General features: G+C 71.6%; 23 protein-coding genes. 5 read left to right on the forward strand and 18 right to left on the reverse strand.

From position 1 onward, the window contains the following. Positions 1-19 precede the first annotated feature (19 nt). Positions 20-394, forward strand: a complete 375-nt coding sequence (locus ACZ5CW_RS30650) for an RNA polymerase-binding protein RbpA (RefSeq protein ID WP_003977404.1) — start codon at positions 20-22, stop codon at positions 392-394. Positions 395-474: 80 nt separating this feature from the next. Here the strand turns inward: ACZ5CW_RS30650 and fxsA are convergent, their stop codons facing one another. The 4 genes from fxsA to ACZ5CW_RS30670 form a co-directional block, all read right to left on the reverse strand. Next, a complete protein-coding gene (fxsA, locus tag ACZ5CW_RS30655) occupies positions 475-1,029 on the reverse strand; it encodes an FxsA family membrane protein (protein WP_468607059.1) in 555 nt (184 codons plus the stop codon). A 46-nt stretch (positions 1,030-1,075) separates the two neighbouring features. Further along, positions 1,076-1,906: a polyprenol monophosphomannose synthase gene (locus tag ACZ5CW_RS30660; protein ID WP_468607061.1), complete on the reverse strand. Its 831-nt coding sequence runs from the start codon at positions 1,904-1,906 to the stop codon at positions 1,076-1,078. A 537-nt stretch (positions 1,907-2,443) separates the two neighbouring features. Further along, on the reverse strand, positions 2,444-4,057 hold the full coding sequence (locus ACZ5CW_RS30665) for an amidohydrolase (RefSeq protein WP_468607063.1): 1,614 nt from the start codon (positions 4,055-4,057) through the stop codon (positions 2,444-2,446). 75 nt (positions 4,058-4,132) lie between these two features. Further along, a complete protein-coding gene (locus ACZ5CW_RS30670) occupies positions 4,133-4,573 on the reverse strand; it encodes an Lrp/AsnC family transcriptional regulator (protein ID WP_100825104.1) in 441 nt (146 codons plus the stop codon). A gap of 244 nt (positions 4,574-4,817) precedes the next feature. Between ACZ5CW_RS30670 and ACZ5CW_RS30675 the strand changes: the two genes are divergently transcribed. Next, entirely contained in the window at positions 4,818-5,252 is a 435-nt protein-coding gene (locus ACZ5CW_RS30675; protein ID WP_468607065.1) for a hypothetical protein, read from the forward strand. Positions 5,253-5,274: 22 nt separating this feature from the next. Here the strand turns inward: ACZ5CW_RS30675 and ACZ5CW_RS30680 are convergent, their stop codons facing one another. From ACZ5CW_RS30680 to ACZ5CW_RS30690, 3 genes are all read right to left on the reverse strand, one after another. After that, complete coding sequence (locus tag ACZ5CW_RS30680; RefSeq protein ID WP_468607067.1) at positions 5,275-6,369, reverse strand: phosphotransferase family protein; 1,095 nt, start codon at positions 6,367-6,369, stop codon at positions 5,275-5,277. 59 nt (positions 6,370-6,428) lie between these two features. Beyond that, positions 6,429-7,529 (reverse strand): Rv3169 family protein, encoded by a 1,101-nt coding sequence (locus ACZ5CW_RS30685; protein WP_468607069.1) that lies wholly within the window; start codon positions 7,527-7,529, stop codon positions 6,429-6,431. Between the two features lie 348 nt (positions 7,530-7,877). Then, positions 7,878-9,050, reverse strand: a complete 1,173-nt coding sequence (locus ACZ5CW_RS30690) for an acyl-CoA dehydrogenase family protein (protein ID WP_468607071.1) — start codon at positions 9,048-9,050, stop codon at positions 7,878-7,880. 334 nt (positions 9,051-9,384) lie between these two features. On the opposite strand from ACZ5CW_RS30690, the gene ACZ5CW_RS30695 reads away from it, so the two are divergent. Next, positions 9,385-10,638, forward strand: coding sequence for a glycoside hydrolase family 18 protein (locus tag ACZ5CW_RS30695; protein WP_468607073.1), 1,254 nt, complete (start codon positions 9,385-9,387; stop codon positions 10,636-10,638). A 59-nt stretch (positions 10,639-10,697) separates the two neighbouring features. On the opposite strand, the gene ACZ5CW_RS30700 is transcribed toward ACZ5CW_RS30695, so the two are convergent. The 5 genes from ACZ5CW_RS30700 to ACZ5CW_RS30720 form a co-directional block, all read right to left on the reverse strand. Continuing rightward, positions 10,698-11,390 carry a TetR/AcrR family transcriptional regulator gene (locus tag ACZ5CW_RS30700; protein WP_468607075.1) on the reverse strand — a complete coding sequence of 231 codons (693 nt, stop codon included), beginning with the start codon at positions 11,388-11,390 and terminating at the stop codon, positions 10,698-10,700. 78 nt (positions 11,391-11,468) lie between these two features. Continuing rightward, entirely contained in the window at positions 11,469-11,609 is a 141-nt protein-coding gene (locus ACZ5CW_RS30705; protein WP_362161557.1) for an SCO1431 family membrane protein, read from the reverse strand. Positions 11,610-11,716: 107 nt separating this feature from the next. Next, entirely contained in the window at positions 11,717-13,087 is a 1,371-nt protein-coding gene (locus ACZ5CW_RS30710) for a peptidase C39 family protein (protein WP_468607077.1), read from the reverse strand. A 225-nt stretch (positions 13,088-13,312) separates the two neighbouring features. Beyond that, on the reverse strand, positions 13,313-14,854 hold the full coding sequence (locus ACZ5CW_RS30715; RefSeq protein WP_468607079.1) for an amino acid permease: 1,542 nt from the start codon (positions 14,852-14,854) through the stop codon (positions 13,313-13,315). A gap of 43 nt (positions 14,855-14,897) precedes the next feature. Continuing rightward, positions 14,898-15,854 (reverse strand): hypothetical protein, encoded by a 957-nt coding sequence (locus ACZ5CW_RS30720; RefSeq protein ID WP_468607081.1) that lies wholly within the window; start codon positions 15,852-15,854, stop codon positions 14,898-14,900. Between the two features lie 270 nt (positions 15,855-16,124). Between ACZ5CW_RS30720 and ACZ5CW_RS30725 the strand changes: the two genes are divergently transcribed. Together ACZ5CW_RS30725 and ACZ5CW_RS30730 are read left to right on the forward strand one after the other, a co-directional pair. Continuing rightward, complete coding sequence (locus ACZ5CW_RS30725; protein ID WP_468607249.1) at positions 16,125-16,745, forward strand: uridine kinase family protein; 621 nt, start codon at positions 16,125-16,127, stop codon at positions 16,743-16,745. 430 nt (positions 16,746-17,175) lie between these two features. Beyond that, the gene (locus tag ACZ5CW_RS30730) at positions 17,176-19,038 is read left to right on the forward strand and encodes an AAA family ATPase (protein WP_468607083.1); all 1,863 of its coding nucleotides are present in this window, start codon (positions 17,176-17,178) and stop codon (positions 19,036-19,038) included. 76 nt (positions 19,039-19,114) lie between these two features. Here the strand turns inward: ACZ5CW_RS30730 and ACZ5CW_RS30735 are convergent, their stop codons facing one another. The 6 genes from ACZ5CW_RS30735 to ribH all read right to left on the reverse strand — a co-directional run bounded on the left by ACZ5CW_RS30735 (position 19,115) and on the right by ribH (position 23,895). Continuing rightward, a complete protein-coding gene (locus ACZ5CW_RS30735; RefSeq protein WP_468607085.1) occupies positions 19,115-20,203 on the reverse strand; it encodes a hemolysin family protein in 1,089 nt (362 codons plus the stop codon). Further along, positions 20,200-21,534, reverse strand: coding sequence for a hemolysin family protein (locus ACZ5CW_RS30740; protein ID WP_468607087.1), 1,335 nt, complete (start codon positions 21,532-21,534; stop codon positions 20,200-20,202). The genes ACZ5CW_RS30735 and ACZ5CW_RS30740 overlap by 4 nt, the downstream gene beginning before the upstream one ends. Before the next feature lie 203 nt (positions 21,535-21,737). Next, on the reverse strand, positions 21,738-22,190 hold the full coding sequence (locus ACZ5CW_RS30745) for a PH domain-containing protein (RefSeq protein WP_468607089.1): 453 nt from the start codon (positions 22,188-22,190) through the stop codon (positions 21,738-21,740). Between the two features lie 15 nt (positions 22,191-22,205). Continuing rightward, entirely contained in the window at positions 22,206-23,054 is an 849-nt protein-coding gene (gene hisG, locus ACZ5CW_RS30750; RefSeq protein ID WP_468607091.1) for an ATP phosphoribosyltransferase, read from the reverse strand. A 49-nt stretch (positions 23,055-23,103) separates the two neighbouring features. Continuing rightward, the gene (locus ACZ5CW_RS30755; RefSeq protein ID WP_392200296.1) at positions 23,104-23,376 is read right to left on the reverse strand and encodes a phosphoribosyl-ATP diphosphatase; all 273 of its coding nucleotides are present in this window, start codon (positions 23,374-23,376) and stop codon (positions 23,104-23,106) included. A 33-nt stretch (positions 23,377-23,409) separates the two neighbouring features. Continuing rightward, positions 23,410-23,895, reverse strand: a complete 486-nt coding sequence (gene ribH / locus ACZ5CW_RS30760; RefSeq protein WP_468607093.1) for a 6,7-dimethyl-8-ribityllumazine synthase — start codon at positions 23,893-23,895, stop codon at positions 23,410-23,412. Positions 23,896-23,916: the final 21 nt, after the last annotated feature.

Raw genomic sequence — 23,916 nt, forward strand, 5'->3', positions numbered from 1 at the left:
AGCCCGGGAGGCACGATTCATGAGTGAGCGAGCTCTTCGCGGTACACGCCTCGTGGTGACCAGCTACGAGACGGACCGCGGTATCGACCTGGCCCCGCGCCAGGCCGTGGAGTACGCATGCGAGAAGGGGCACCGGTTCGAGATGCCCTTCTCGGTCGAGGCGGAGATCCCGCCGGAGTGGGAGTGCAAGGTCTGCGGGGCCCAGGCACTCCTGGTTGACGGCGACGGCCCTGAAGAGAAGAAGGCCAAGCCCGCGCGTACCCATTGGGACATGCTGATGGAGCGGCGCACCCGTGAGGAACTCGAAGAGGTCCTCGAGGAGCGCCTGGCGGTTCTGCGCTCGGGGGCGATGAACATCGCGGTTCACCCTCGGGACAGCCGTAAGTCCGCATAACTCCGCATACGAGTAGACCGCGGGCGCCGTACGTGATGCACGTACGGCGCCCGCGGTCTTCGTATGGGGACCGGACGCGGTCAGCGCGTCAGCGGCGGCCGCTGCTCCCCCGCCTCGGGGCGCTCCTCCCGGATGACGACCTGCCCCTGCACCACCTTGCCGTCGGGGCGGTGGATGCGGGCCTGCTGGAAGGCGTCGCCCAGGCTGCCCGGGGCGGCGGTGCGGAGCCTCTTGTCCAGGGCGTTCTCGGTGTACCGGCTCACGGCCTTCTGGACCGGCGGAAGCAGCAGGAGCAGGCCGGCCGCGTCGGAGACCAGGCCGGGGATCATCAGCAGCAGGCCGCCGAGCATCATCAGGCCGTTGCCGCCTCCGCGCTCGGGCGAACCGCCCCGCTGCAGCGCCTCGTTGAGACTCTGGAAGGCGCGGCGGCCCGCCCGCTTGATGACCACCGAGCCGGCCACCAGGCCGGCGACGAGGAGCAGGAACACGGTGAGGCCGCCCGCCGCGCCCGCGACCAGGGTCAGCAGCCAGATCTCCAGCACCAGCCACGCGGCGAAGCCCAGGGGCAGATACCTGCGCAGCCGGGAGCGCCGGGGCCGGGCGGTGTACGGAGAGGTCGGAGCGCCAGTCGTCATGACCCCAGTGTGCCTGGGAGCGGCTCAGCGCGGGATAAGGGGTCGATCAGCCCGAGCTGTGCGGCGCGCGCCGGCCCTGCCGCCCTGCCTGCTGCCCCTTGCCGGTGATCTTGCCCACGCGGTCGCCCACGCCCCAGGAGGTGACCCGCCACAGCGCCTCGACGAGGATGTCCTTGCTCATCTTGGAGTCGCCGTGTTCGCGCTCGACGAAGGTGATGGGCACCTCGACCACGTGATAGCCGGCCTTGACCGCGCGGCGGGCCAGGTCGACCTGGAAGCAGTAGCCCTGCGAGGCGACCTCGTCCAGCCCCAGCCCCTCCAGGGTCTCGCGGCGGAAGGCGCGGTAGCCGCCGGTGATGTCACGCAGCGGCAGGTCCAGGGCGAGGCGGGAGTAGAGGCTGCCGCCGCGGGAGATGAACTCGCGGGACTTGGGCCAGTTCACCACCCGGCCGCCGGGCACCCAGCGGGAGCCGAGCACCAGGTCGGCGCCCTTGAGGGCGGTGAGCAGACGCGGCAGTTCCTCGGGCTGGTGGGAGCCGTCGGCGTCCATCTCGATCAGCACGCCGTAGCCGTGCTCCATGCCCCAGCGGAAGCCCGCGAGGTAGGCGGCGCCGAGGCCTTCCTTGCCCTTGCGGTGCAGCACCTGGACGTGCTCGTCGTCGGCGGCCAGTTCGTCGGCGAGCTTGCCGGTGCCGTCCGGGCTGTTGTCGTCCGCGATGAGGACGTGCACCTCCGGGACGGCCTCGCGCACCCGGCCGACGATGATCTTGATGTTCTCGGCCTCGTTGTAGGTCGGGATGATCACCAAGGCCGTGCCGAGCGGACCGAACTGCCTCCCCTGGGCCTTGGCCGCGAGGGTCCCGTCGCCGTCGTTCACTGCTGCCCCTTCATGTTGTACGCAGGGATCCACCATAGTGGCCGCGGCCTGGGATGACGTGCCGACTCCTTCGTAAGGTGGTGTCGATTCCCCGGGAACGGGGTAAGAACACCGGTTTCGGCACCTGTGTTCCGCGACGGATGGGGGCCCCGGCGCCCTTCGGGCCGACCTGGGACCCGCTGGCTGCGGATCGACCGAAAGCCGTTGTCTACTGAGCACCCGGGCCCCACCCGGGTCACACCTTGCCGACCGGCCGGAACGATCCCTCGTCGGCGCGGGCGCTGAGCCTGGCTCCCAGCGACGGTGCTCCGGTGCGGCACACCGTCCCTGACCCAGCGGCGCTGCGACGAGTTGCGCGAACCCTCCCCGGTCGGGCGTCCGGTGGTGGACTCGGCCGAACCTACCGGCCCCCGGCCGCCGACTGTCAACAGTCTCCTGACCTGCATGGACACGGCCTCCCCGGCGGCGCCCCGAGAGGATGCGCAGGTGGGGCGACGGAGCGGCCGCGGATGATCACCGCCACGCCACCCCGGGAGATCACTCGCCCGGCCGTACGAACACCGTCCGTCCGCCCACGACGGTGCGCAGGCAGACCGGCAGGTCCCGGCCCGGGGTGAGATCGGGCAGGCCGGGGGTGCCGGAGCGCGGGTCGGTCGACCAGCGCGCCACCCGGTCGTCGGGGGCCTGGACGATCAGCTCGTCGGTGCGCCAGACCGCGTAGTCGGCGGGGGCGCCGGGGACGAGGACGCCCGCGTCGTCCCGCCCGACGGCCCGCCAGCCGCCCCGCGTGTGCGCGGTGAACGCGGCGCGTACGGAGATCCGGTGCTCGGGCGTGTGATGAAAGGCGGCGGCCCGGACCGTGCCCCAGGGATCGAGCGGGGTGACCGGGCTGTCGGAGCCGAAGGCGAGGGCCACACCGGCCCGCAGCAGAGCCGCGAACGGGTTGAGAGTGCGCGCCCGCTCGGCACCCAGGCGCTGGGCGTACATGCCGTCCGCGCCGCCCCACAGCGCGTCGAAGGCGGGCTGCACGGAGGCGATCAGACCCAGCTCGGCGAAGCCGGCGACGGTCTTCGGGGTGAGCATCTCGGCGTGCTCGACGCGGTGCCGGGCGGCCCGGACCCGGGCGAGGCCGACCTTCTCGGCGGCGGCGCGCACCCCTTCGACGACGGCGGTCACGGCGGCGTCGCCGATGGCGTGGAAACCGGCCTGCAGGCCCGCCTCGGTGCAGGCGACGACATGGGCGGCGACGGCCGCGGCGTCCAGGTAGGCGGTGCCGGTGTGGCCCGCGTCGGCGTACGGCTCGTGCAGGCAGGCGGTGTGCGAGCCGAGGGCGCCGTCGGCGAAGAGGTCGCCCGCGGCGCCCACGGCACCGAGTTCGCGCGCCTTGGCCACGCCTTCGTCGCCCTGTTCGGCCCAGTAGCCGACCACGCGGGGACCGGGGGCCTGGGCGGCGAGCTTCAGCAGGCCGGTGAAGTCGGCCTCGGAGGAGATCTGCGGGCCGCCGCACTCGTGCACCGAGCCGATGCCGAGCGAGGCCGCGTGCGCGAGGGCGGCGCGCTGGGCCTCGGCGCGCTGGGCGGGGGTGACGGCGGCGAGGGCGGCCTCGCGCACGGTGTGGTGGGCGTCCCGGGTGAGCGGGGCGTCCTCGCGCGGCACGTCCCCGGGGATCAGGTCCAGCAGGGCGGTGGTGACCACGGCCGAGTGCACGTCGATCCGGGAGAGGTACAGCGGACGGCCGCCGGTGGCCTCGTCCAGTTCGGCCCGCATGGGCGGACGGCCGCCGGGCCAGCGGGCGGCGTCCCAGCCGTGGCCCAGCAGGACCCGGTCGTCGGGCCGGGCGGCGGCGAACGCGCGGACCAGGGCGAGGGCCGCCTCCAGGGAGGGGGCGCCGGACAGGTCGAGGCCGGTCAGGGCGAGGCCCGTGGCGGTGGTGTGCACATGGGCGTCGGTGAAGGCCGGCGTGACCAGGGCGCCGTCGAGGTCGACCACCTCGTCCACGCCGTCGGCGAAGGCGTCGGCGGCACCCTCGGAACCCACCCAGGCGACCTGACCGCGCTCCACCACCATCGCGGTGGCGAAGGGATCGGCGGGGCTGTGCACCTCCCCGCGGCGCAGGAGGACGGTCTTGGGCTCGGCGGACTGCTCACTCATGACGGACAGTCTCTCGCGTGCGCGGGATCCGCCGGGCACCGGGGCGGCGCGTGCCTCGCCGTGGGACGGCCGGGCTCAGATCTTCGGCGGACGTGCCTCGTACGGCGTCGAGAGGACCACCGTCGTCCGCGTGGAGACCCCGGCCAGGGAGCGCAGGCGGGCCAGCAGCTCCTCCAGCTCGTGCGGGGTGGCCACGCGCACCTTGAGGATGTAGTTCTCGTCGCCCGCGACGCTGTGGCAGGCCTCGATCTCGGGGACGCCGGCGAGCCGGTCCGCGATGTCGTCGGGTGCGCTCGGGTCGAACGGTTTCACCGAGATGAACGCGGTGAGCGGCAGGCCCACGGCCTCGGAGTCGACCACCGCGGCGTAGCCGCGGATGACACCCCGCTGTTCGAGCCGGCGCACCCGCTGGTGCACGGCCGACGTGGACAGGCCCGTGGCCTTGCCCAGGTCTGTGTAGCTCATCCGCCCGTCCTTGACGAGCAGCTGCACGATCTGACGGTCCAGCTCCTCCATGGCGCCAAAACCTACAGGGCGCTTGATCTCCTCGGATAGCCGAGAGCGCAGGTCATAGCCGGTTCGATACAAAAAGCACCGAAGCGGTCTCCCTCTGGGCACCTGCGCACGGCATGTGACGAAGACCACACATCTCGAACAGGCTCCGTGATGTTCTCGTGATTACCGCCGAGACCGGACGGGAAGTGCTTGCTGTGGTCGAGGCCGCAGTGCCTTCACGGCCCAGCCTTAGGGGGAGAATCCCATGCAGAGTGTTAAGCGCCCTGGTCGATCCGCGTCCAAGCGGCAGCAGCCGGTCGTCGAGCCCGAGCCGGAGGGCGTCGAACCCGACGCCTTCGACGACGAACTGGACGCCTACGACACCTTCGAGATGTACCGGGTGATCTGCCCGGACTGCGCGCAGCCGATCGCGCTGCTGGCGGACGAGGAGGTCCTGCCGGAGCACGCGCTGTGCGCCTCGCCGTGGAACCCGTTCGGGCTGACGGTCTGTGCGGGCACGGGCCGTGCGGCGGCCGACGCCCGTCCCGCCGACGAGTCCGTCACGCCGCAGGAGCAGGACACCGCCCTGCTGCTCACGCTCCCCCAGGGCCTGGACTGGCGGACGCAGCCCTTCTCGCACGTCGGTGGCCCGGGCTCGCGCCCGATGCGCGTACCGGAGATGCGCGGCCAGGCCGCCTGAGCCTTCCCGCGGCAGGCCCGGCTCACTCCCAGTAGCTGCCCTGCACCATGGCGCGCAGGCTGCCGTGGTGCAGGATCAGGGTGTCCGGATCCGCCGGGACGGCGACCTCCCCGAAGTGCACCTGCCGGTAGGCGACGCGCAGCATGACGATCGCGTGCCGCAGCGCGGCGTAGAGGGTGTGGAAGTCCATGTCCCGTGGGGTGTGGCCGGTCAGCCGGGCGTAGCGGGCCTCGACGCGGTCGCGGCGCAGCAGGCCGGGCAGGCCCCGCTGTCCCGAGCCGACCGTGAGGTCGTGGAAGAAACGGTGCAGATAGATCGTCCAGCCGAGGTCGACCTCGCGCGGGGCGAGCGCCGCCATTTCCCAGTCCAGGACGGCGACGGGCTCGAAGCCGTCGTAGACGACGTTCCCGAGACGCGCGTCCCCCCAGTTCAGGACGGGCTCGCCCGGGTCGCGGGGCCACAGGTGTTCCAGCCGGTCGAACGCGGCCTCGATGAGGGGCGAGCGGGCCAGCCCCTCGACCACCCAGGCGTAGTAGGCCCGTTGGGCCGTCACATGCCGGCGCAGGGCGTCCCCCTCGCCGGGCAGGGCGAGGAACCCGGCTTCGGCGGCGGGCACTTGGTCGTGCAGACGCGCCAGCAGCCCGACGGTCGCGGCCTCCAGGTGCTCGCGTTCGGTGTCGCTCGCCGTGTGCAGCCAACTGCCCTCGTACGTGTACGGCAGCACGTCGGGGGGCACGCGTCCGGCGATCCGTTCCATGACGAAGAACGGTGCCCCGAGCGGGCCCGGGTCCTCCTCCAGCCACAGCACCCGGGGTACGGGCACGTCCGTGCGCTCGGCCACCAGCCGCAGGGTGCGGTACTGGCGGACCATGTCGTACTCCGGGAAGACGGTGTAGGCCGCCGGGTCCGCCGCGAGGCGCACCACGCAGGCACGGACGGGTGGTCGGGGATGCTCGATGTCGAACAGCAGGGTCTCGCTGGACATGCCGTTGGAGGAGGGGACGGTGACGCCGGTCGCCTTGGCGCCGGGCAGACGGGTGCCGAGCCAGGCGGTGAGGCGCCGGGACAGCTCCTCGGGGTCGCGGGTGGTGGTGCGGGGACGTGGTGCCGTGGCCATCTCGTCCTCCTTCTGGGCGCGGCTCGGTCCGGGGGGTGCTCCGGGCCTGAAGGCGTTCCTCAGGGCGCGACCGAGCCGAAGCCGGTGAAGCCGCTCGGATCGTGCCGGCCGAACGTGCCGTGCTCGAAGATCCCGTGGCCCGTCCGCCCGTCCATCCGGAAGCGGGCGGAGTGGTCGGTGACGCCGTACGCGGCGAGGGGGTGCGGCGCCGTCATGTCGTAGCTGCGGCGGTCCACCCAGCCCCGCCCCTGCCACGTGCCGTGCTGCCAGTCGTCGGCCGGCGGATAGCCCGCGCCGACCGCCAGCGGGGAGGAGGCGAGGATCTCCACCTCCAGTTCCCGCGGCTTGCGTGGATCGCCGAGGTGGATGACCGCCCGTTCGGGGTGGCGGGTCCCCGAGCGGTAGGTGATCTCGGCCTGGGGCCAGCCCAGCTGACGGTCGCGGTGGCCGGGGCGGACCTCGGTGGCGTCGTTGAGGGAGCGGTGGCCGTCGGCGTCCTCCTGTGTGATGACCATGAGGAAACGGTCCTCGAAGGCGACCGGGCACCAGATCCAGTGGAAGCCCTCGGCCGGGTGGTCCTCGGCGAGCCGTCCGCCCTCCTCCCCCGGCACCGGCCGCACGCCCCAGCTGCGGTCCCGGGTGCCGGTCCAGCCCTGCGGGGAGACGGTGAACCGCTCCCCGCCGGCCCGGATCGCACCGTGCACGGTCCCCGCCTGGACGAAGCGGCGGCCCTCCAGGGTGAGCCGGTCGCCCCGGCGCTGGAGGTGGTGCGGCTCCCACAGGGCCGGGAAGGCGGCCGTCCAGGTGAGGTCGTACGCGAGCGGCTCGTCCTCGCAGCGCAGGCGCAGCCGGCGCAAGGGTTCCTGGACCTCGATGCGCAGGGGGCCGACGGCGAGCCGCATCCGGTCCTCGCCGAGCGCGTCCGAGGCACGGACGGCGTGCAGGGTGTCCCCCACGCGGCACGTGGCGTAGGCGTCGATCACGCCGAGGTTGGGGTAGACGCCGAGGCCGAGGACGAGCAGGGCGCGGCCGGTGTGGTCGAGGACGTGGAAGATGCAGCGGTCGTAGGCGTTACGGTCGCCGGTCGCCACGTGCTTCATGGACAGCGGGACCTGGTGCACCGGGTACTCGTCGAGCGGTACGGGACGGTCGTCGGCCACGGACACCCCCTGGAGAACGGTGCGCTGACGGTACGTCAGATCGCCGGAGGAGGCCAGGGAGGGAACCGGACGGCGTCCGTGAACTCACGCGCGATTCGGCCGCGGGGTAACCTGTCCGGCCCGCGCCGCGTTCTCCCGGCATGACCCCCTTGTACTCGGCCACCGGGCGTCAGCGCCGCATCTTCGTCCCCCGCCCGGCAGAATCGGTTCCGCCGCCCCCGGCGCCGCAGGATCCGCCCATCTACCGCGACCTGATGCGGGTCTGGGCCGACCGGGGCCGCACGCTGCCGGGCCGCCACGACCCGGAGTGGGTCAGGCTGGCGGCCCCGACGGTCCTCGCGGGCCAGTTCAGCGACCCTCGGGTCCCGCCACGTGACGGGCGATGACCATCCGCTGGATCTGGTTGGTGCCCTCGACGATCTGCAGGACCTTGGCCTCGCGCATGTAGCGCTCGGCCGGGAAGTCGGCGGTGTAGCCGTAGCCGCCGAGTATCTGCACGGCGTCCGTGGTGACCTTCATGGCCGTGTCGGTGCAGTGCAGCTTGGCCATGGCCGCCTGCTTCGCGAACGGCCTGTCCGCGTCGCGCAGCCGGGCGGCCGCGAGGTACAGCGCGCGGCCGGCCTCGATCTGGGTCGCCATGTCGGCGATCATGAAGCGCAGGCCCTGGAAGTCCGCGATGGGCCGGCTGAACTGCCGGCGCTCGCCGGCGTAGGCGACCGCCTCGTCCAGCGCGGCCTGGGCGAGGCCGATGGCGCAGGCCGCGATGCCGAGCCGACCCGAGTCGAGGGCGGACAGGGCGATGGAGAAGCCCTGGCCCTCCTCACCGAGACGCCGGTCGTCGGGGACCCGGACGCCGTCGAGGTGGACCTGGGCGGTGGGTGAGCCCTTCATGCCCATCTTCTTCTCCGGCACCGCACCGCTGAGGCCCGGCGCGTCACCCGGCACCAGGAAGGCGGTGATCCCGCGCGGGCCGTCCTCGCCGGTGCGGGCCATCACGGTGTAGAAGTCGGCTATGCCGCCGTGCGTGATCCAGGCCTTCGTACCGGTGAGCACCCACTCGTCGCCGTCCCGGACGGCCTTGGTGCGCAGGGAGGCGGCGTCGGATCCGGAGGCCGGTTCGGAGAGGCAGTACGCCCCGAGCAGGCCGCCGCCGAGCATCGCGGGCAGGTGCTCGACCTGCTGCTGCTTGGAGCCGTAGGCGGCGAGCGCGTAGGAGGCGAGCGTGTGCACGCTGACGCCGAGGCCCACGGTGAGCCGGGCCGCGGCCAGCTCCTCCAGCACCTGGAGGTACACCTCGTAGGGCTGGTCGCCGCCGCCGTACTCGGAGTCGTACGGCAGGCCGAGCAGGCCGGACTCGGAGAGCAGGGTGAAGACCTCGCGCGGGAAACGTCCCGCGTCCTCCTCCTCGGCGGCCGTCGGCGCGATCTCGCGCTGGGCGATCTCCCGGACGAGCGCGAGCAGATCCCTCGCCTCTTCCGTCGGCAGTTGACGCTCCACCGGCTGCGGGTCGCGGTCGGACATGGCGTCGCTCTCCTCCCTGTTCGGGCACCGGCGGCCCGGCCCGTGGGTGAGGGCGGCTCCGCCTGATCGTTCCGGTCGGCCACAGGCGCCCGCTCCCGGGTCTCGGAAGCTGCTGACCAGCGGCTGTGCGCTGTGAGTATGCCCGATCAGCGGCCTTCCGTCACCAGTTAACGACCGCTTACTTCAGGAATCCGGTCATCGCCGCCCCGCAGCGTCGAAATTGGTCCGAACCATTGACCTACTGGTCTAGTCCTCCTACTGTGCATGACCAACGCTTTACCGCGTTCATGCCAATCGGCGCGCGTTCCCCTCTCCCCCACGAGGAGCCACCCCGATGCACTCTCCGCACCGCCCCCGCGCCCGGTTCCGGGCGCTCGTCGCCGCCGCGTGTTCCGCCGTCCTCGGCGCCGGGCTGCTGGCCGGCGCGGGCACCGCGGCCGCGACCGCGACCGCTCCGACCGCTCCCGCCGCCGAGCAGATCAAGGCCGGCTCGAAGGTCGTCGGCTACTTCACCGAATGGGGCACCTACGACCGCAAGTACTACGTCAAGAACATCGAGACCTCGGGCTCCGCGGCCAAGCTGACCCACATCAACTACGCGTTCGGCAATGTCACCGGCGGCAAGTGCGCGCTGGGCGACTCCTACGCGGCCACCGACCGCGCCTACACGGCCGCCGAGTCGGTCGACGGCGTCGCCGACACCTGGGACCAGCCGCTGCGCGGCAACTTCAACCAGCTGCTGAAGCTCAAGAAGAAGCACCCGGGCCTGAAGGTCCTGTGGTCCTTCGGCGGCTGGACCTGGTCCAGCGGCTTCGGGGAGGCCGCGAAGAACCCGGCGGCCTTCGCCCAGTCCTGCTACGACCTGGTGAAGAACTCCAAGTGGGCGGGCGTCTTCGACGGCATCGACATCGACTGGGAGTACCCGAACGCCTGCGGCAACACCTGCGACACCAGCGGGCGGGAGGCCTTCAAGAACCTGATGGCAGCCCTGCGCGCGAAGTTCGGCTCCGGCAGCCTGGTCACCGCCGCGATCACCGCGGACGCCACCAGCGGCGGCAAGATCGACGCGGCGAACTACGCGGGCGCCGCCCCGTACGTCGACTGGTACAACCCGATGACGTACGACTACTTCGGTGCCTGGGACGCCGCCGGCCCGACCGCGCCGCACTCCCCGCTCAACTCGTACTCCGGCATCCCCAAGGCGGACTTCCACAGCTCGGCGACGATCGCCAAGCTCAAGGGCCTCGGCATCCCCGCCTCCAAGCTGCTGCTGGGCATCGGCTTCTACGGGCGCGGCTGGACCGGTGTCACCCAGGCGGCGCCGGGCGGCACGGCGACCGGACCGGCGGCGGGCACCTACGAGCAGGGCATCGACGACTACAAGGTGCTCAAGACCAAGTGCCCGGCGACCGGCACGGTCGGCGGCACGGCCTACGCCAAGTGCGGGAACAACTGGTGGAGTTACGACACTCCGGCGACCATCGCCACGAAGATGACGTACAAGAACCAGCAGGGTCTCGGCGGCACCTTCTTCTGGGAGCTGAGCGGCGACACCGCGAACGGTGAGCTGATCAAGGCCATCAACTGACCCTGAGCGCCGAAGGACCGGGGAGCGGAGGACCACGAGCCTCCGCTCCCTCGCGTGTGTCAGCCGTCGCGGCGGGCCGGGGGCGGGGCCGGGTAGGCCGGGTCCAGCTCCTCGACGGCGCGCAGGGCCCCGCCGAGCGTCTTCACCAGCAGCTCGCACATGGTGGCGCGGGACAGCTCGGGGCGGGCTATCCAGTCCAGGGTGGCGCCCTCCACGCTGCACACCCAGGAGAGCAGGCCCATACGGGCGATCGGGGCGATGTCGCCGCGGCCGTAGGCCCCCTCGGCGATGGTGGCGACGATCGCCGCGCGTACACCGTCCCGGATGGCGTGCACCTCGGTGTCGAAGCCGACTCCGCCGCTCACGATCGTGCGATAGGCGGCCTGGTGGTGCTCGGCGTAGCGCAGATAGGCGTCGACGGTGCGGTGCACGCGGTCCCGGGCGGCCAGCTCGAGGCCGCTCGCGGCGGAGGAGACCAGGTCGGCGACGGAGTCCTGGATGATCGCCAGGTAGTAGCCGCGCTTGGACCGGAAGTAGTAGTAGATCAGCCCCTTGGCGACATGCGCCTGGCGGGCGATGTCGTCCATGGACAGCGCGTCGTAGGACGTGTCGGCGAACAGCTTCCGCCCGATGGCGATGAGTTCGGCGCGACGCGCCACCGAGCGCTCGGTGCCGCGCACCCGGACGGGGGCGTCCCCGCCTCGAGCGGGGTCGAGAGCCTGCGGAAGGGCGGCGGCACGCTGCTGAGGCATATTCAATTTCGACCCTGGTCTGGGAGGTCGGTGGGACCTCCGCAGTATGTCAGAACATGCCGCCCGGTGAGGCTCGGGTCAGAGCAGACCCAGCTGGGTCACGAGCATCGCGGTCACCACGACGAGCACCCAGCCCATGACGTGCTCGAGGATCTTCGGCCCGTCTTCCTGGGGGCCGCCGGTGCGGACGCGGGTGGCGGTGGCCGGGTGTGCGGTCATCGTTTCTCACAGAGGTCGGACGTACGTGGTGGAATCCCCCCACCCATTTGTCCACCTTGCCACCCGCGACGGCGTTTGCGGCAGAGACGTTGCTCACACGGCCCGGGTCAGTGCACACCCACCGCGGCGAGAGCCTTGCGCTGGCGCGGGCTCGGGTGGGCCGGGAAGTAGAGGTAGCAGACCCCTCCCGTGCCCGAGGACACACCGCCGGAGGCGTTGTAGCGCTTGGTCCGCAGCCAGATGTTCTCGAACTCCCGGCGCAGATAGACCCGCCGTACCGCCTCGTCGCTCGGCGAGGCCGGGTCGTTGGCGATCACATCGCCGTCGGCCGTGAAGCCGATCACGGTCATCAGGTGGCCGGAGGTGCCGTAGCCCGCGCCGGTCAGCTCGGTCTTGAGGAAGGACTGGGACGTTATGACCGGGATGCCGGCCGCGACCAGCGTCTCCAGGTCGGCGAGGGAGGCGAGCCGGGTGACCACGCCCTGCAGTCCCGCGTACGTGCCCGCGTAGGCGGCGTTGAAGGGCCAGTTGCCGCAGCCCTGGTACTGGTGGTCGTAGGTGAAGCGGGCGGCGTGGCAGACCTGCGGGTCGGCGTAGGACGGGTCCACCCAGGACAGCTGCCCGGCGGTGAGCCGGCCGCCCCAGTACTCGATGATCATCTGCGAGGAGGTCGGGCTGCACCAGGCCTCGCCGCCGTTGTCGTACTGCGGGTACTGGCCCTTGTGGATCTCCTGCGAGTACCGCGGGACCGCCAGTTCCAGGGCGAGACCGGGCGTGGAGGCCGGGACGGTGAAGCGGTCGGGGATGTCGGAGCCCATCGCGCCGAGCCGCCAGACGGTGGGGGTCAGGCGCGTGCCCGGCTTGCGGTAGAGGGTGAGGCGGAGCCGGTACGACGTCAGGCGCAGGCCGGTGCTCGCGTCGTCGATGGAGAAGGTGTCGGTCCAGATGGTGCTCTTGCCGTCGGTCTGGTCGTCGACCGAGGTCCGCTTGATGTCCTGGTCGCCGGCCGCCCAGCGGCCCATCACGTACCAGGGGGTGCCGGTGCCGTCGGAGTACGTGCCCCGCAGCTCGACCTGGAGCCAGGTGCCGTCGGGGGTGTGCGCGCTCCAGGAGGCGATGACCTCGGTGGCGGGGACGGCGAGCCGGTGCTCCGGGGAGGTCCAGGTGGCGTACTCCCAGGGGGCGGTGACGCCGGTGTGCGGATCGGTGTAGTCGCTACGGCCCGCGGGGACGCCGATCACGAGGCCGGGGCGGTGACCGGAGACGGCGCGGGTGCCCTGGGCGGTGCCGCAGCGCCACTCGCGGTGGGTGGTCCAGGCGTGGTAGTCGATCGGGCGGGCCTGCGCCTGGCCCGGGGCCTCGGCGTCGGTGGCGGGTCCTTGCGCGGCGACGGCCGCGGGGGCCGTCGCCCCGGTCACCGCCGCGGCGACGGCGACGGCCAGGACGGTTCTGCGGGACGGCTGTTCGGCTCTGCTCATGGGCGCGAATACCCCCAGGTGTCCGAGTCGGGGCTGGTCCGGTGCACGGTCGTGCGCCAACTATGGATCAGGCGGCATGCCCCTGCCAGCACTTCGGCGCATGCCGCGCCATGAATATTGGTCTCGGCCACTGAAAGGGGTTTCCCCGGGGCGCGCGAAGGCCCCGGCGCGGGCGGGGTGCCGTGCGCCGGGGCCGGGTGGAGCGGGGTCCGGGTGGCCGGGTGGTCAGACGAGGTCCATCGCGGCGACCTCGTCGGGGCGGCCGTAGCTGACCGGGCCCTGGAAGCGGCGGCGGGCGGTGGCGAACCACCACACCGTGGCCACGAGCAGGACGACGGCGAGCGCGATCGGCGCGTAGTTGAAGGAGTCGACGGTGATCGGCGAGGCCTGCGGCAGCATGAACAGGACACTGCTGAGCAGGATCCAGGTCACCGCGATCCAGCCCACCGGCCGGCCCCAGCGGCCCAGGTGCCAGGGCCCGGGCTGGAACGCGTCACCGAGCCGGAGCCGCAGGAAGATCGGTACGGCGTAGGCGAGGAAGAGCCCGACCACATTGACGCTGACGATGGCCGTGAACGCGGTGTGCGACCACCAGCCGGGGACGACGAGGGCCAGCGAGCAGCCCACCGCGAGCCACACCGCCTTCACGGGGGTGCGGGTGCGCAGCGAGACCGAGTGCCACCAGCGGGAGCCGGGCATGGCGCCGTCCCGGGAGAAGGCGAAGATCTGCCGGGTGTTGCTGGTGAGGTTGGCCAGGCCGCAGAAGAGCATCGCGCCGATGACGATGAGAAGCATGACCTTGGCGGCGCCGAGGCCGAGGCCGTCGATGAGAATCTGGACGGGCGGCGTACCCGCCCCCGCCACCTTGGCGTAGTCGTTAATGCTGTAGACCAGTGCAAGCATCAGGATCAGGCCGGTGATCGCCGAATAGCCGATGGCGCGGGTGATCCCCTTGGGGGCGTTGACCGTGGCGCCGACCGTTTCCTCGGACATGTGGAAGCTGCCGTCGAAGCCGGTGAAGGTCCAGCTGGTGACCAGCAGGCCGAGCATGCCGCCGTAAAGTCCGCTCGTGAAGCCGGTGTTGTTCTCGAAATGGGTGACGAAGGACGCCGACTGGTGATGATCGGGCATCACTATGAGTGCGCCCACGATCACGACGAGTCCGATCAGCAGCCACCACACGGAAATGCGGTTCAGTACGGCGACGAGCTGGACGGTGAAGGTGTTCGCGAGTCCCTGCAGCACGATGATCAGAGCCGTGATCAGCACGGTCTGGTGCGCGGTCGGCTGGTAGGAGGGCCACTGCAACTGCACGAACGCCTGGATGAAGGTGGCGGCCGCGTAGCCGGTGGCGGCGGTCCCGCCGATCTGGCCCACGAAGTTCAACCAGCCCGTGAACCAGGACCACGCGCCCTTGTGCCGCTTGGCGAGTTTACCGGCGGAGAAATACAGGGCACCGCTCGTCGGATAGGCCGAGGCGACTTCCGCCATGGCCGCACCGATGAGCAGCACCATGACCGAGACGCCGATCCAGCCGAATACGAGAATACGGGGGCCACCCGCGCTCATACCGAATCCGAAGGACGAGAAAATACCCGAGAGAATATTGATGATGGTGAAGGAGATCGCGAAATTGTCGAACGCATGGAAGCGTCGGGTGAGTTTTCGCGGATAACCCATCGCGTGCAGGGTCGCGTCGTCGTCGAGCACGACCGCGTCTTCGCCCGCGTGGGCTTTCCCGCGGGGCGTCGATGTCCGTTCCGACACGGATCGGCCTTTCTCTCGATGGGAAAAGGGGGGACGAGCGGGGTCAGGCGGGTCCCGGGACGGGCAGTCCGCAGGCGCGCCGGGCCCGGGAGAGCTGTTCGGCGGGGTCACCGAAGGCGCTCCAGGGCATGCGCGAGGCGTACGGACCCATCGCCGTGAACACCGCCCGGGCCTCGAACTCGCGCTGGGCCATGACCAGCGCGTGCGCGAGGTAGGCCAGGTCGAGCACCGGGGTGAAGCGGTAACCGGCCACCGCGGGCAGCCAGTTGTGGTAGATCGACAGCGCGGTGGAGCGCCACTGGGGCTGTTCCCAGATCCGGTCGGCGAGCAGTTGGGTCGGGTTGTAGCTCTCCACCAGGGCCACCAGGGGCAACAGCCGGAGGGCGGAGTCGGCGGGCGCCCGCTGGCTGAGGAAGGCGGCCACGTCCCAGGCGGCGTTGACCGAGCCGCCGTGGCGCGTGAAGAAGCAGGACAGGAAGCGGTGGTGGGCCTCGCGGTGCCACGGATCCAGGGACAGGACGTGCGCGAACAGCCGCCAGGGCCCCGGCGGGGCGGTGAGCAGCCCGTGCGGGGCGGGGTCGCGCAGCCGGTGCAGCCGGGCCATGGCCAGCTTGGCGACCCAGGGGGTGGGATCGGCGGGGGCCAGGGCGGCGGCCCGGTCGCAGGCGGTCAGCGCTATCCGTTCCAGCGCCTCGGCACGCTCGTCCCGCGCGTCGGCGGCCCGCAGCGCGCGCTGCACCGCGACCCGCGCCCACATCAGCGCCGCCTCGGGCGTCGGCTCCTCGGCCAGCCAGCGCTCCACCAGATCGGTGCCGGCCGCCTCGGAGGCGAGCACCAGCGAGCGGTGGGCGCGCAGGGCGAAGTCGGAACGCGTCTCGGCGAGCGCCTCGTACGCGTATCGATAACGTCCGGCGCGCACATCGACGCAAACGCTTGCCAGGACACGGTCGTCGGCCGCCGGATGCCATACATAGTGCCCTTCGAATAACTCCGCGGCCATGTCCACCCGCCTGTCCCCGTTCGACGCATCACAGTTGCGCAAGAGGCACCTTACTCAGCGGTGGGCACACCCGGAACGCCGAATTCGACATATCGGTCAGGGGATTCGGATCGCTTATCCCTGCGATTGACTGGCCGGCAGCCGGTGGTTCAAATCCTGACCTCTTCCGGCCCGGTGGATGGGCGGAGTACGGGTGACCCCGGCGCGACGGGGCACTACTAGACTGTTTCCGGAAAACCCCCACACCGGCACCACACCTCGGGAAACACCATTCACGACCTCGCCGCCCGGCTGCGCGGGCTTCCGCCCTCCGTGGGACCGGTCCGGCTGATCGGCGTAGACGGGCACGCCGGCTCCGGCAAGTCCACCTTCGCCACGCGGTTGGCCGCCGCGCTGGGCGGGGCACCGGTGCTCCGCCTCGACGACATCGCCAGCCACGAGCAGCTCTTCGCGTGGACCGACCGGCTCATGACCCAGGTGATCGAACCCCTGGCCCGCGGCGAGAGCGCGCGCTACACCCCCTACGACTGGCGCGCCCGCGCGTTCGGCGCGCCCCGCCCCCTGCCGCCCGCCCCCGTGGTGCTCATGGAGGGCGTCGGCGCCGGCCGCCGTGCGCTGCGGCCGTATCTTGCGGAGCTGCTGTGGATGGAGCTGCCCGCGGCGCAGTCCTGGAGTCGCGGACGGTCGCGGGACGGGGCGGAGCAACGGGATTTCTGGGACGGCTGGGTCGAGGCGGAGCGGGCGCACTTCGCCGCCGACCCCTCGCGCCCTCATGCCGACCTGCTGGTGCTGCAGACGCCTGAGGGGTACGAGGTGCTGCCGGGGCCGGGGTCGCCCACTGGACCGGACCAAGTCGCTACGCAGAGTGAGGGGCCGACGGCGATGTGGTGAAGTGGTGAAGAGCCTTGTCGGCGAACTTCTCCGAGTGCCTCAACTGCGCTTGACCCGGGGCCCGTACAGGTCTTACGTTCTGAATGTGCGGCTATTCGGAGCCGCCCACCGCCGCGAAGCCCCCGGTTGTTCCCCCGTGACCGGGGGCTTCGTTCTGCCCTCGGCCCGTTTTCCGGGCGCCCCGCGCACCGATCCGCTCACCCACGGTGACCACATCGTGTGCGCCCCATCTGCTTCCACCTCGTCAAACGGGCCGTGCGGCACCCTTCGGCACGCGGCCGACCCGCGGGTACGATGCCCTCGGTGCGACCTTCGAGCGGCTGCCTCGCGCACCTGCAACTCCGGTCCGCGGCACAGCGGTTCGACCGCAGCGGCCGTCGGACGACTGCCCGGTGGTGAACCACGGGGACACGGTCTGTGGGGGGACGTGATGGACTTCGGCACGCAGGGCCCCGAGGCCCCGGCCGACCTCGCCTGGCTGCGGGGTGTGGACGCCTACACGATGGGCGCCTACCCGCAGGCCGAGGAGGAGTTCCGCACCGCGGTGCGGATGGACCCGGGCATGGCGGACGCCTGGCTCGGGCTGCACGCGTTGCGGGTCGACACGACGACCGCGCTGCTCAGAATGTTCCGGCACCGCGAGCGCTTCGGCGAACAGCGCGCCCGGCACCGCAGGGCCCTCAACTCCTGGTACTGGCTGGGCTGGTGGGTGCAGCCGGTGCTGGAGAGCCCGCGCGATCTGTTGCTGGCGCACGCCTCGCACTGGCTGGACGGCCGGCACGTGCCCGAGCTGGACCGGGCCCTCGCCGGGCTGCCCCCGGTCGACACCGATCCGCACGTCCGCTTCCTGCACGCCTGCCGCGCCTACCTGGTCAAGGACTGGGACCAGCTCGTCCGGCACACCGATCCGCTGCTGGACGATCCCCTGCTCGGCATCGAGGCCGGCCTGTTCGGCGGCATGGCCCGGGTGCGGCTGGAGACGTACGGGCAGGCCGAACCCCTGCTCTCCGCGGCGCTGATGCGGTGCCGCAGCGAGCAGCCGCAGCGCAAGGAGCTGCGGTACTGGCTGGCGCGCGCCCACGAGGGCACCGGCCGCTCCGCCGCCGCGCTCCCGCTGTACCGGGCGGTGCACCGGGTCGACCCGGCCTTCATGGACACCTCGGCACGGCTCGCCGCGATCGCCGAGGGCGACGGGTTCGACGACGCGACCGACTTCGCCTCGATCACGCTGACCGGCGCCGGGCAGGACACCGTGGACGGGCCGGACGGTTTCGATCCGCTCTTCGGCACGGAGGGCCGGGACCTGCGGCTGCCGGAACCGGATCTGCCGTCCGGGCCCCTGCCGTCGGTGAGCGATCCGGGGGTGCGCGTGAAGACGGGGGTGTCGTCCTCCCCGCTCCCCGCGGGGCCGACCGATCCGGGCCTGCTCGAGGAGGCGCTCGCCGAGCTGGAGCGGATGGTGGGGCTCGAGCCGGTCAAGCGTCAGGTCAAGGCGTTGTCCGCGCAGCTGAACATGGCCCGGCTGCGGACCGGGCAGGGGCTGCCGGTGCAGCCGCCCAAACGGCACTTCGTCTTCTCCGGGCCGTCCGGGACCGGGAAGACCACGGTCGCGCGGATTCTCGGGCGGGTGTTCTACGCGCTGGGCCTGCTCGGCGGGGATCATCTGGTGGAAGCCCAGCGGGCCGATCTCGTCGGCGAATACCTTGGGCAGACGGCCGTGAAGGCCAACGAGCTGATCGACTCCGCGATCGGCGGGGTGCTGTTCGTGGACGAGGCGTACTCCCTGTCCAACTCCGGGTACGGCAAGGGGGACGCGTACGGCGACGAGGCGCTGCAGGTGCTGCTCAAGCGGGCCGAGGACAACCGGGACCACCTGGTGGTGATCCTCGCCGGGTACCCGGAGGGCATGGACCGGCTGCTGGCGGCGAATCCCGGGCTGTCCTCCCGCTTCACGACCCGCGTCGACTTCCCTTCCTACCGGCCCCAGGAACTCACCGAGATCGGCAAGGTGCTGGCCTCGGAGAACGGCGACGGGTGGGACGCGGAGGCGCTGGAGGAGCTGCGGTCGATCGCCGGGCACGTGGTCGATCAGGGGTGGATCGACGAGCTGGGCAACGGACGCTTCCTCCGGACGCTGTACGAGAAGAGCTGTGCGTATCGGGACCTGCGGTTGTCGACGTACGCCGGGGCGCTGACGCGGGAGGACCTGGCGACGTTGCGGTTGCCGGACCTGATGCAGGCGTACGGGGAGGTGCTGTCGGGGCGGGGTCCGCAGGATCCGTCGGCCCTCTAGGCACGCGGTGCGGAGCGCCCCGACGGGGCGCGGGGAACTGCGCGAGCAGCCTCCGCGCCCCGCGGGCGAGGACGGTCTAGGAGGCCAGCGCTTCCTCCGGCTCACCGCTCGGCCTCGGTTCCGTCAGCTTCACGTCGGCCCTCTCCCGGTGCGCCGGATCCCGTACCTCGCCCACCAGCAGCTCCAGTACGTCCTCCAGCGCGACCAGGCCCAGCACCCTGCCGGAGGCGTCGGCCACCTGGGCCAGGTGCGTGGCAGCTCGGCGCATCACGGTGAGCGCGTCGTCCAGCGGCAGCTCGGCGCGGAGCGTGGTCATGGGGCGCCAGACGTGCTGGGGCACCGCACGCTGGGACTCCTCCAGGTCGAGGACGTCCTTCACATGGACGTACCCCATGAAGGGCCCCTTCTCCGTCGCCGCGACCGGGAAGCGGGAGAAGCCCGTACGGGCGGTCAGCTCGACGATCTCGCCCGGCGTGACCGACGGGGTCACCGTGACCAGGGACTCCCGGCGCAGCAGGACGTCCGTCACCGGGCGGGAACCCAGCTCCAGGGCGTCCTCCAGCCGCTCCTGCTCCTCGGGGTCGAGGAGGCCCGCCTGACCCGAGTCCTCCAGCAGGCGGTTCAGCTGCTCGCTGGTGACGACGGCCTCGACCTCGTCCTTCGGCTCGACACGGAAGAGCCGCAGGATGCCCTGCGCGCAGGCGCCCAGGGACACGGTGATCGGCTTGCAGAGGCGGGCGAAGTAGACCAGCCCCGGGCTGAGCCACAGCGCCGCCTTCTCGGGCGCCGCCATGGCGAGGTTCTTCGGGACCATCTCGCCGATGACGAGGTGGAAGAAGACCACGGCGGCCAGTGCGATGACATAGCCCAGGGGATGGATCACGCCGTGCGGGAGGTGGATCGCCTCGAACACCGGTTCCAGCAGGTGCGCCACCGTCGGTTCGGCGACCGCGCCGAGCGTCAGCGAGCAGATGGTGATGCCGAACTGGGCCGCGGCCATCATCTGGGGCAGCCGTTCGAGGCCGTACAGCACCTGGCGGGCCCGTGCCGTGCCGAGGGGTTCGATCTGGCTGCGGCGGACGGAGACGAGCGCGAACTCGGCGCCGACGAAGAAGCCGTTGGCGAGCACGAGCAGCCCTGCGAAGACGAGTTGGAGGACGCTCATCGGGCCGCCTCCATGACGTTCACCGCAGCGGCCGTCCGGACCAGGCGGACCCGTTCGGCGCGGTAGTGGCCGACCTGGCGGACCGAGACCCGCCAGCCGGGCAGTTCGGCCCGGTCGCCGGGGGCCGGGATGCGGCCGAGCAGGTCGGCGACCAGGCCGGCGACGGTCTCGTACGGCCCCTCGGGCACGTCGAGGCCTATGCGCTGGAGGATGTCGACACGGCAGCTGCCGTCCACGTCCCAGGCCGGCCTGCCGTCCTCGGGCGGGGCGGCGGCCAGCTCGGGCATGTCCTTGGCGTCGTGCTCGTCGCGGACCTCGCCGACGAGTTCCTCGACGATGTCCTCCAGGGTGACCACGCCGGCCGTGCCGCCGTACTCGTCCACGACGACCGCGATGGGCTGCTCGCTGCGCAGCCGGGCCAGGAGCGGCTGGACGGGAAGCGTCTCGGGGACGAGGAGCGCCCTGCGGGCGATACGGCCGACCGGGGTGCGCAGCCGGTCGTGCGCGGGGATCGCCAGCGCGTCCTTGAGATGGGCCATCCCGACGATCTCGTCGATCTTCTCCCGGTAGACGGGGAAGCGGGACAGGCCGGTGGCCCGGGTGAGGTTGACGACGTCCTCGGCGGTGGCCGAGTCCTGCAGCGCGCTGACCTTCACACGGGGGGTCATCACGTGCTGCGCGGTCAGCTCGCCCAGGGAGAGGGTCCGCACGAAGAGGTCGGCCGTGTCCTGTTCCAGGGCGCCGGCCTGTGCGGAGTGCCGGGCCAGGGACACCAGTTCGCCGGGGGTGCGGGCGGAGGCCAGTTCCTCGGCGGGTTCGACGCCGAGCGCGCGGACCAGCCGGTTGGCGACCGTGTTGAGCGCGGCGATCACCGGCCGGAACAGGCGGGAGAAGTGGTGCTGCGGGCCGGCGACGAACCGCGCGACCTGCAAGGGCTTGGACACCGCCCAGTTCTTGGGCACGAGTTCGCCGATCACCATCTGGATCGCGGACGCCAGCAGCATGCCGACGACCACGGCGACCCCGGAGGCGGCGCCCTCGGGGATGCCGAGCGCGGCGAACGGGCCGTGCAGCAGCCCGGCCAGAGCCGGTTCGGCGAGCATGCCGACGACCAGGGAGGTGATGGTGATGCCGAGCTGGGTGCCGGAGAGCTGGAAGGACAGCTCCTTCAGCGACTCCACGACCGTACGGGCGCGCCGGTCGCCGTCGGCGGCGGCCTTCTCGGCGTCCGGGCGCTCGACCGTCACCAGGCCGAACTCGGCCGCCACGAAGAAGCCGTTGGCCAGAATGAGCAGAAAGGCCGCTCCGAGGAGCAGCAGGGGGATGGTCACGATGCCACCGCCTCCCCGTGATGTCGGGTCGGGGCGGCGCAGGTACTACAGGACGATCCGTCCATCGCTGGAGGGAGTCACTCCTCGGGTAGCAGGAACCCCTGTGCACCGGGCGGCACGCAGGGGCGGAGGCGCAGCGAAAAGGCCTCCGCCACCAGATTAATCAAGACATGGGCCGCACGGGCAGGGTGGGCGCCCCGGAGTCATCCCTGATCTTGCGCCTGACGGGCGGTCGAACGGGCTTCGGCGAGCGCCCGCAGGGCCCGCGCATCGGCGATGGCGCGCTCCCTGGCGATGCCCGGCTGGATGCCGAGCGCGGGCAGACTGGTGCCGTCGCTGAGGTTGAGGAACACCCAGGGATCGCCCGGACGGAGGTTCACCTGGACGATCTCCGCCCAGTCCAGGCGCCGCCTGCTGGCGATGTTGACGACGGTGACGCCGGACTCGTCGGCGACGACCTTCACCCGGGCCAGCTGGGCCAGTACCCAGAAGATGAGCGCCCCGGTGACGACGAAGCTGAGTCGCTCTCCCGGGCCCAGCTCCAGCAGCATCGCGATCCCGGAGATGACCAGGAGGATCACGACGCCGGCGGTGAGCAGGACGGCCCGGGTGCGGCCCGGCCGGAAGGTGACGGGAAGGGTGGGGACGTCGGACATCTCGGTGCGGACCCCTTACAGGCGGCAGGCGTGGATGGCCGTGGTCAGGATGGCGCGGGCGCCGATGGCGTAGAGGTCGTCCATGATCCGCTGCGCCTCCTTGGCCGGGACCATGGCGCGGACCGCGACCCAGCCCTCGTTGTGCAGCGGGGAGACGGTCGGCGACTCCAGGCCGGGGGTGAGGGCGACGGCCTTCTCCAGCTGCTCGACACGGCAGTCGTAGTCCATCATCACGTACGTCCGGGCGACGAGCACGCCCTGGAGGCGGCGCAGGAACTGCTGGACCTTCGGCTCCTCGGCGTCGGCGCCGGTGCGGCGGACGACGATCGCCTCGGACTTCATGATCGGCTCGCCGAAGACCTCCAGGCCCGCGTTGCGCAGGCTGGTGCCGGTCTCGACGACGTCGGCGATGACCTCGGCGACGCCCAGCTCGATCGCGGTCTCGACGGCGCCGTCGAGGTGCACGACGGAGGCGTCGATGCCGCTGTCGGCGAGGTGGCCCGCGACGATCCCCTCGTAGGAGGTGGCGACCGTCTTGCCCTTGAGGTCCTCGATGCCGTTCGCGGTGCCCGGCTTGGCGGCGAAGCGGAAGGTGGAGCGGGCGAAGCCGAGCGGCAGGATCTCCTCGGCGTCGGCGCCGGAGTCGATCAGCAGGTCACGGCCGGTGATGCCGATGTCGAGGCGGCCGGAGGAGACGTAGATCGCGATGTCGCGGGGGCGGAGGTAGAAGAACTCGACCTCGTTCTCCGGGTCGACGATCCGCAGTTCCTTGGACTCGCGGCGCTGCTGGTAGCCGGCCTCATGCAGCATCTCCGCCGCAGGGCCGGACAGTGAACCCTTGTTGGGGACGGCGATGCGCAGCATGAGGTCGGCTTCCTTCGCGTTGAGTGGTGTGAGTGCGAGCTGGTGGGGTTTACAGGTGGGCGTAGACGTCGTCCAGGGAGATCCCGCGGGCGACCATCATCACCTGGACGTGGTACAGCAGCTGCGAGATCTCCTCGGCGGCCGCCTCCGTACCCTCGTACTCGGCGGCCATCCAGACCTCGGCGGCCTCTTCGACGACCTTCTTGCCGATGGCATGGACACCCTTGCCGACCAGCTCAGCGGTGCGGGAGGTGGCGGGATCGCCGTGGGCGGCCTTGTGCTGCAGCTCGGTGAAGAGCTGCTCGAACGTCTTCTTGGACATGGTGGTCCCACCCTACGCGGTCCGGCCGGTGCCTCAGTGCCAGGGTTCAGATACTGAGCGGAGCGTGGCCGCCGTCGCCACCGCGGCGGTCACCGCCTCGTGTCCCTTGTCCTCGTTGGAACCCTCGATGCCGGCCCGGTCCAGGGCCTGCTCCTCGGTGTCGCAGGTGAGGACGCCGAAGCCGACGGGGACGCCGGTCTCGACGGAGACCTGGGTGAGGCCCGTGGTCACGCCCTGGCACACGTAGTCGAAGTGGGGGGTGCCGCCCCGGATGACGACACCGAGGGCGACCACCGCGTCGTAGCCGCGGCCCGCGAGGACCTTGGCCGCGACCGGCAGCTCGAAGCTGCCGGGGACCCGGATCAGGGTCGGCTCGTCGATCCCCAGGTCGTGCAGGGCGCGCAGGGCGCCGTTCACCAGGCCGTCCATCACCTTCTCGTGCCACTGGGCCGCGACGACGGCGACCCTGAGGTCGCTCACGTTGCGTACGGACAGCTCCGGTGCACCCTTGCCGCTCACGTCTCTCCTAAGTGCCTTTGT

This window comes from Streptomyces sp. NPDC031379 (assembly GCF_055569615.1).

Excerpts from the sequence above, each read along its gene's own strand:
- ACZ5CW_RS30680 (WP_468607067.1), bottom strand. The coding sequence starts at position 6,369 with ATGGCCACGGCACCACGTCCCCGCACCACCACCCGCGACCCCGAGGAG.
- ACZ5CW_RS30720 (WP_468607081.1), bottom strand. The coding sequence starts at position 15,854 with ATGGCCGCGGAGTTATTCGAAGGGCACTATGTATGGCATCCGGCGGCC.
- ACZ5CW_RS30755 (WP_392200296.1), bottom strand. The coding sequence starts at position 23,376 with ATGTCCAAGAAGACGTTCGAGCAGCTCTTCACCGAGCTGCAGCACAAG.
- hisG (WP_468607091.1), bottom strand. The coding sequence starts at position 23,054 with ATGCTGCGCATCGCCGTCCCCAACAAGGGTTCACTGTCCGGCCCTGCG.
- ACZ5CW_RS30665 (WP_468607063.1), bottom strand. The coding sequence starts at position 4,057 with ATGAGTGAGCAGTCCGCCGAGCCCAAGACCGTCCTCCTGCGCCGCGGG.
- ACZ5CW_RS30735 (WP_468607085.1), bottom strand. The coding sequence starts at position 20,203 with ATGAGCGTCCTCCAACTCGTCTTCGCAGGGCTGCTCGTGCTCGCCAAC.
- ACZ5CW_RS30730 (WP_468607083.1), top strand. The coding sequence starts at position 17,176 with ATGGACTTCGGCACGCAGGGCCCCGAGGCCCCGGCCGACCTCGCCTGG.
- ACZ5CW_RS30745 (WP_468607089.1), bottom strand. The coding sequence starts at position 22,190 with ATGTCCGACGTCCCCACCCTTCCCGTCACCTTCCGGCCGGGCCGCACC.
- fxsA (WP_468607059.1), bottom strand. The coding sequence starts at position 1,029 with ATGACGACTGGCGCTCCGACCTCTCCGTACACCGCCCGGCCCCGGCGC.
- ACZ5CW_RS30695 (WP_468607073.1), top strand. The coding sequence starts at position 9,385 with ATGCACTCTCCGCACCGCCCCCGCGCCCGGTTCCGGGCGCTCGTCGCC.
- ACZ5CW_RS30710 (WP_468607077.1), bottom strand. The coding sequence starts at position 13,087 with ATGAGCAGAGCCGAACAGCCGTCCCGCAGAACCGTCCTGGCCGTCGCC.
- ACZ5CW_RS30670 (WP_100825104.1), bottom strand. The coding sequence starts at position 4,573 with ATGGAGGAGCTGGACCGTCAGATCGTGCAGCTGCTCGTCAAGGACGGG.
- ACZ5CW_RS30650 (WP_003977404.1), top strand. The coding sequence starts at position 20 with ATGAGTGAGCGAGCTCTTCGCGGTACACGCCTCGTGGTGACCAGCTAC.
- ACZ5CW_RS30690 (WP_468607071.1), bottom strand. The coding sequence starts at position 9,050 with ATGTCCGACCGCGACCCGCAGCCGGTGGAGCGTCAACTGCCGACGGAA.
- ACZ5CW_RS30675 (WP_468607065.1), top strand. The coding sequence starts at position 4,818 with ATGCAGAGTGTTAAGCGCCCTGGTCGATCCGCGTCCAAGCGGCAGCAG.
- ACZ5CW_RS30700 (WP_468607075.1), bottom strand. The coding sequence starts at position 11,390 with ATGCCTCAGCAGCGTGCCGCCGCCCTTCCGCAGGCTCTCGACCCCGCT.
- ACZ5CW_RS30705 (WP_362161557.1), bottom strand. The coding sequence starts at position 11,609 with ATGACCGCACACCCGGCCACCGCCACCCGCGTCCGCACCGGCGGCCCC.